Annotated in this window: 5 protein-coding genes; 4 read left to right on the forward strand and 1 reads right to left on the reverse strand. The window is 44.5% G+C overall.

Going from position 1 to position 6,981, the window contains the following annotated elements; genetic code table 11:
* The first annotated feature begins 330 nt into the window (after positions 1 to 330).
* The 4 genes from AS194_RS04180 (at position 331) to AS194_RS14020 (ending at position 5,995) form a co-directional block, all read left to right on the forward strand.
* On the forward strand, positions 331 to 2,802 hold the full coding sequence (locus AS194_RS04180; protein WP_058024214.1) for an esterase/lipase family protein: 2,472 nt from the start codon (positions 331 to 333) through the stop codon (positions 2,800 to 2,802).
* A 453-nt stretch (positions 2,803 to 3,255) separates the two neighbouring features.
* On the forward strand, positions 3,256 to 4,755 hold the full coding sequence (locus tag AS194_RS04185) for a cytochrome ubiquinol oxidase subunit I (protein WP_058024215.1): 1,500 nt from the start codon (positions 3,256 to 3,258) through the stop codon (positions 4,753 to 4,755).
* Positions 4,755 to 5,771, forward strand: a complete 1,017-nt coding sequence (gene cydB / locus AS194_RS04190; RefSeq protein WP_058024216.1) for a cytochrome d ubiquinol oxidase subunit II — start codon at positions 4,755 to 4,757, stop codon at positions 5,769 to 5,771. Before AS194_RS04185 ends, cydB begins: the two co-directional genes overlap by 1 nt.
* A 92-nt stretch (positions 5,772 to 5,863) precedes the next feature.
* Positions 5,864 to 5,995, forward strand: coding sequence for a hypothetical protein (locus AS194_RS14020; protein ID WP_263281220.1), 132 nt, complete (start codon positions 5,864 to 5,866; stop codon positions 5,993 to 5,995).
* 178 nt (positions 5,996 to 6,173) lie between these two features.
* On the opposite strand, the gene murU is transcribed toward AS194_RS14020, so the two are convergent.
* Positions 6,174 to 6,917, reverse strand: coding sequence for an N-acetylmuramate alpha-1-phosphate uridylyltransferase MurU (gene murU / locus AS194_RS04195; protein ID WP_058024217.1), 744 nt, complete (start codon positions 6,915 to 6,917; stop codon positions 6,174 to 6,176).
* Between the last annotated feature and the right edge of the window lie 64 nt (positions 6,918 to 6,981).

Genomic DNA, 6,981 nt, shown 5'->3' on the forward strand with positions numbered 1-6,981 from the left:
CTTAGCGCCTTTGTTTTTATGAATATAAAGCAAAGGCGCTTTTTTGTGTCTGGCTTTTTTGTGCCTAATAGAAACCTGCCTGCACAGAGCCTCATCTTTTTCTACTTTACCTCTTTTTTCTTTGTCTAAATAAATGCCCTTTTTAACCAAAAATTTAAGTGTATCTCAAAACAATAACCATCACTTGAAAAAGTCATTCGATATATAGCGCTTGGTTATAACCTTTCAAATAAAATAGTCTAATATCAAAAGTTACGCTAAACTCTACTATAACCAAAAGTACTTCCATTGCTGATTTTCTCATAACTACTTTTTTTACCGGACTGACTTATGACTTCTGCTAGCCCTAGCAAAAACACGGTAACGCAAGCCAATAAAAAAATGCTGCCTATCGCCTCAGTCGCATTATTGACAGCGGCAATGCTGCTACCAGCCTGTAGTGTCGTCTCGGTGGAAAAACAAGCATCGGCCAAGACCATCTCAGCACAGCGCGGTAATATCGTCACTGACAATCAACTAAGCAGCGATACGGCATCTGCCTTGCTATCAGCAGGTCTTAACGAGCAAGCTTGTATGCAGCAGTTCGACTTGTGCTTGACTCAGCTCACGGACAGTATTTTGAATAAACACTATCGACCTGCACTGGCGATTTTTGCAGAACTGCACTACGCAAAAGCGCGCCAGCTTGCTGATTCACAAAACTGCCGCAATGCACTTGCCCGTCCACCACTTGACCCATACTATGCCAATGCGCCTTTGAGCGACGATGATGCCAAAACGCAGCAAGAAGAGACCGACCTTTGCTTAAACAACTATCAGGATAGACTGTTTGATGCGGTTAAATATAGCTATACCTATTTGTTTTATGACAGTCTGACTCATGATTTTGAGGGTGCTGATGAAAGCTATAGTAGTGCTCACACACAAACCCGCATCCCAACTGACAACGATATTCAGACCCAAGATATCTACAACGCTGCCAGCAATGATGTCATCACGCAGCTTTATCGATCGACCGAAAACTCAGATAAACTGATGAATGGCACAAAAGTAGAATACTTAACCATCCCTTCTACCAAGCGCGATAGTAACGACCAAGCAGCGATTGCCAACCGAGCCCCGCTAAAAGGTAAAGCGATCGACCAAGTCAAAGTCATGAAAGTACAAGTAGATGATTATGACCTCGGCATCTATTTGCCCAATGAAAACAACTATTTGCAAAATGCTCATAAGCAAGACTCTGCGCTTGCTGACTTAGTTTCTACTTACGAGCTACGTCTCTCTGGGCTGAACTCTGTTAGCAAACGTCCCGGTTTAGGTATCAGCTTAGTTGCCTCTCTCGATGATCGCTATACCACCACGATTCGCCAATTATTATCATCATCACTATCGGGTCGCTTCGCCAATGAAAGTGACAATACAAAGGATAGCGAGCCAAGCTCACGCATTTATCCTACTGGTCATCTACTGCTGACTGGTTTGATCAAACCAAGTGGTGATAGCGTACTGGACGTGCTGAGCAGTCGCCAGCTCGATATCCATCTATACAATCCATATCAAACTGAAACCGTCAATATTCTTAACGATAACTATCCATTAGCAGCCAATTTCTCAGCAGGTTATGGAATGTGGCTGGCAGAAAACCAGTTGGATAGTGTGGGTTATTTGAACCTCATCACGCGCCAGCTAGATGCTCGTCTACCCAAACTGTTTATGCTCGAACCTTATGACCCTGACAAGCGTGTCATCATTATGCTACATGGTTTGGCCTCTAGCCCAGCCACGTGGGTCAATCTCACCAACGATATTCTCAATGATGATAAGCTGCGCGACAATTACCAGGTTTGGCAAATATTTTATCCAACCAATTTGCCTATTTTAGAAAATCGCTATCAGATTCAGCAATTAATCAACACAACTTACGAGCAAACAGACCCAACGGGACAAAATCGCGCCAGCAAAAATAGCGTGATTGTCAGCCACAGTATGGGCGCGCTCATCGCGCGTATGATGCTATCCGATGAAAATCTGGTTGAAGACTTAGACCGACTGGATGACCAAGACATTCTCTCAAACAGTGAAAAGCGGCAAATCCGCGATGCACTAAAAGAATCGTTTGGTGAAAAGGAATTAAGAAAACGGTTTGAGCTTCACTCATTGCCCCAAGTAGACACTGCCGTATTTTTGTCTGCGCCATTTCGTGGCACAGATTATGCCGATCGCTGGTTCACTCGTGCGCTGCGCCGCATTGTCTATCTGCCAGTCGGTTTGGTAAAAACAGTGACTGACAACTTGGCAACGATTGCCACGCAAGGAGATCTGGCGCAAAATCCATTGGGCGCTTTATATCTACAAAATGGTGCCAGTCAGCTCAGTGACAAATCTTCTTTTATCGAATTAACCAAAGATCTGACGATTAATAGCCGTGTGACTTATCATTCAATTATTGCCAACAATGATGCTGATATCACCAAAGGGTTGGCTCAAGCACAGCCTGACGGTGCCAAAATTGATTTATCGCAAGCGCTAGAAGAAGACGCTAAAGACGAGCGCGCAAGTGTCAGCGTGTCAGATGACACATCAGAGCTGCCTCCTGAGCCACTGGTCGCTGCCGTCATTGTTGATAAAAATATCAGTCAAGCCCTAACCCAACGTTTATCAGACGGCATTGTTCCCTATACCAGTGCTCACCTAGATGGCGCCGCCTCTGAAACAGTTATCAATGGCGGTCATAGTATTCAAACCAATCCACAAACTATTTTGACACTGCGACGGATTTTGCATAAACAGTTACAAGAATGATGTATGTTTTTGTTATTGGGGAACATTTTAATGCATGGGAAAGCAAGTAATAAACAGAACAGATGTTTTATGAAAAAATACTCGCTACTCCCAAGTCATTGTTATTCATAAAGTTAATTTTATTTTCAAGGGTGTTTTATGTTTGTTTTTCTGACTCCTAGGTATGCAGCTGTCTAACCGTACGGGTTGCGTCACTATCTAGGGAAGCGCATAATATATACAGCACATGACTATAATATATGAATTTATAGGGACATAAATTATTCAATTCAGCTAAACAGTGAATCGCAAGCTTAACCACAATTTATGCCTAATGTTGCTAAAGTAGAGTTTTGCGTCACTGAGCCATTGCCCGTAATCTTTGTCACCTTGATTTATGTACCGTTACGGACAGTTACTTAAGCGTTGTACGGAAGCCAGCGCTATTCAGCTAACAGATGAGAGTAACCGTTTATGTTTGCTACGTTTATGATCGATCAAATGGATGCGCTGACACTCGCGCGTATCCAGTTTGCTTTTGTTGTCTCCTTTCATATCGTCTTTCCCGCTTTTTCTATTGGACTTGCCAGCTGGCTGACCGTACTTGAGTTTCGCTGGTTAAGAACAGGCAATCCTGTTTTTGCGGAAGTCTACAAACACTGGGTAAAAATATTTGCCGTGGTGTTTGGTATGGGTGTGGTTTCAGGGGTGGTAATGTCTTACCAGTTTGGGACCAACTGGGCAGTCTTTTCAGATAAGGCGGGTAACGTCTTAGGCCCACTACTCGCTTATGAAGTACTGACTGCATTTTTCTTAGAAGCCTCCTTTTTGGGTATCATGCTCTTCGGTTGGGGCCGCGTTAGTAAGCGCATGCACTTTGTCGCCACTGCAACCGTCGCTATCGGTACGTTGATCTCAGGGTTTTGGATCTTGGCCGCCAACAGCTTTATGCAGACGCCGCAAGGCTTCATGGTCGGTGCTGATGGTCTGCTTTATCCAACCAACTGGCTTGAGATTATTTTTAATCCCTCATTTCCCTACCGCTACGCACACATGATGACCGCTGCTTTCTTGACGACTGCTTTTGTGGTTGGTGGTATTGGTGCTTATTATCTACAATCCAAAAGGCACATCGAACACCGAAAACATGGCCGCGTGATGTTGGGCATGGCGATGATCATGGCGATTTTTGTGGCACCTGCGCAGGTATTAATCGGTGATGAGCACGGGCTAAATACGCTTGAGCATCAGCCTGCCAAAGTCGCAGCCATGGAAGGTATCTGGGAAGATGAGCGCGGGGCAGCATTACGTCTCTTTGCGATTCCTGATCAAGAAAATCAAACCAATAAATACGAAGTAAAAATCCCTTATGTCACAGGTTTGATCCTCACCCATTCGTTAGATGGTGAAGTGAAGGGTCTCAAAAACTGGGCACCAGAAGACCAACCACACGTTATTATTGTGTTTTGGGCCTTCCGTATTATGGTTGGCATTGGTATGTTAATGGTGCTTGTGGGTCTATTTAGTGTCTATAAATACTTCAAAAAACAGCAGTTCAATCCTGACAGCAAGCTGTTCCACCGTGCATGGATGATGATGACGCCGCTTGGCTTTATCGCGCTACTTGCCGGTTGGTTTGTCACCGAAACAGGGCGTCAGCCATGGACAGTCTATGGTGTAATCCGTACAGCTGAAAGTATGTCACCCTTAGCAGCCCAACAGGTTGCCACTACATTGATCGGCTTTATTATCGTCTATACCTTTGTTTTTGGTGCAGGTAGCTTTTATATCTTGCGCTTGATTGGTCAAGGGCCAAAACCTTATACCGATCCTGCCGAAGACAATTTCTACGAGCATTCAGTAACCGAAGGTCAAGGTCGTACGCTGAGCGGAGATAATGATCCTGCTGGTCACACGACCAAGCAAGATATCGACACACCAGCAGATGACATCGATGATGGAGGGTTACGCTAATGTTTAATTTCGGTGATGTATTAGACTTACCCTTAATTTGGGGTGGATTGATTGCGCTTGCAGTCTTTATTTATGTACTGCTTGATGGCTTTGATTTAGGCTGTGGTATTTTATTTCCGTTTGCAGGCTCAGACAAAAACCGTAGCCGCATGATGAACTCTATCGCCCCATTCTGGGATGGTAACGAGACGTGGCTGGTATTGGGTGGCGGCGGTCTATTCGCAGCTTTCCCAGTCGCTTACGGCATCATCATGACAGGGCTGTACTTGCCTGTGTTTTTGATGCTGGTTGGTCTGATCTTGCGTGGCGTGGCGTTTGAGTTTCGTTTCAAATCTAGCACGCATCGCTACATATGGGACTCTTTGTTTTTTGTTGGCTCAATCACTGCTGCCTTCTTTCAAGGGGTGATGCTTGGCTCGTTGGTACATGGTCTTGATGCCAGTAACCGTCTGTTCACGGGTGGCCCCTTTGACTGGCTCACGACCTTTTCGATGGTCAGCGGTATTGCGGTCATCATTGGTTATGCGCTATTAGGCTCGACGTGGCTGATCTTAAAGACGGAACATGACTTGCAGGTTTGGGCAAGAAAAATCTCAGGGTGGTTATTGTCAGCGCTGGTTGTCGCAATGATTATCGTGACGATCTTTATGTACTTCTCAGACATTGAAGCGCTTGAGAATTGGTTCACACTAGCACGCTTACCTTACTTAGCGCCGATGCCGATTATTGCACTCATATTGTTCTTTATCATGCGTAAAGATTTGACCACAGAGCGTGAATATCGTCCTTTCTTATTGACTGTCGCGCTATTTTTGATGGGTTATATTGGGGTGTGTGTGGCGATTTTCCCTTATATTGTGCCCTATCAGATGACGCTACATGAAGCGGCGGCTGCCGATACATCGCTATCATTTATGCTGGTGGGCGCGGTAATCATGTTACCTATCATCTTAAGTTATACTGCTTATGCGTACTATGTGTTCAAGGGTAAAACTGATCACGAACATATGTACTAGTCATTGTAAATGACAAGCAGCTAGTAGTGAGATAAGCAGGTGCTACACATTTTTGTGGCACCTGTGCTCAATTTGTCAGATAAGAGGTCTTTATGAAAAATCTCAGTAAAAAACATTTGAGTAAAAAGCAAAGACAATGGGCTTGGTTTCTGGGCTTATATGCCGCAGGATTTTTGACGATCTTTACGATTGCCCAATTGATTAAGCTGGCAATGGGCGTTTAACACGGTTATCAGACAATGTCGTTACCTATGTGCTACGCGCTCAATTTACCAGTTCCTGTATTCACTCTTCATTTCTATTGGTAAAGATTGAACAAGATATAGAAATCATCTGTGTAAAAAAGCAGCGTTGAACGATCAACGCTGCTTTTTTGTGTTTACCAGCGTATTTTTGCTTATCTTATGAATTTACTCGACCTTGATGATTATCGATATCGTTTTTTTCAATAAATTCATTCACTTGTGCCAAGCGCTCGGCTGTACCAACGTCGATCCAGTTATCAGTAATCACTTCAGCAGTAATCTGGAATTTGATCATCGCTTGCTTAAGTAGTGGTGCCAATGCGGCAGGCTGTCCTGATACCAATCCCTCTACCAACGTAGGAGACATCACGCTAATACCAGCGAAAGTAAACTTGTCCGCATCGCCAACTGGCTGCTCGCTGGCAAGACCATTATTAATAGCGAAATCACCACCATCATTGTGCTCTGGATTGTCAATCAACAACAGGTGCGCGCGCTGATCCGCGCCTAGTGTATAGTCTCGCAACTGAGCAAAATCATAGGTCGTCCAAACATCAGAGTTGACGAGAATAAATGGCTCGTCTCGCAGCTTGCCTGACTGTAATGCCTGAAAAATGCCACCTGCCGTCTCTAACGGCTCATCACCTTCTACTGACCAATGTAGTTTGACTCCATATTGCGAGCCATCGCCCAAGGTATCCATCAGCTTATCCGCCAGCCATGACGCATTGATCGTGATATCGGTAATACCTGCGGCTTGTAGTGCTTTAATATGCCAGACAATAAGTGGCTGTCCACCTACTTGAACCAAAGGCTTGGGCGTATCTAATGTCAATGGTCGCAGACGTGTGCCCTTGCCAGCAGCCAAAATCATGGCTTGTGTAATCGTCGAGCTAGACATGCTTACTCCTATTTTTATTATTTAGTTTATCAATTTGATTAGGGCGTGTTGAACATTCGACCAT

This window comes from Psychrobacter piscatorii, assembly GCF_001444505.1.
Lineage (GTDB): Bacteria > Pseudomonadota > Gammaproteobacteria > Pseudomonadales > Moraxellaceae > Psychrobacter > Psychrobacter piscatorii_B.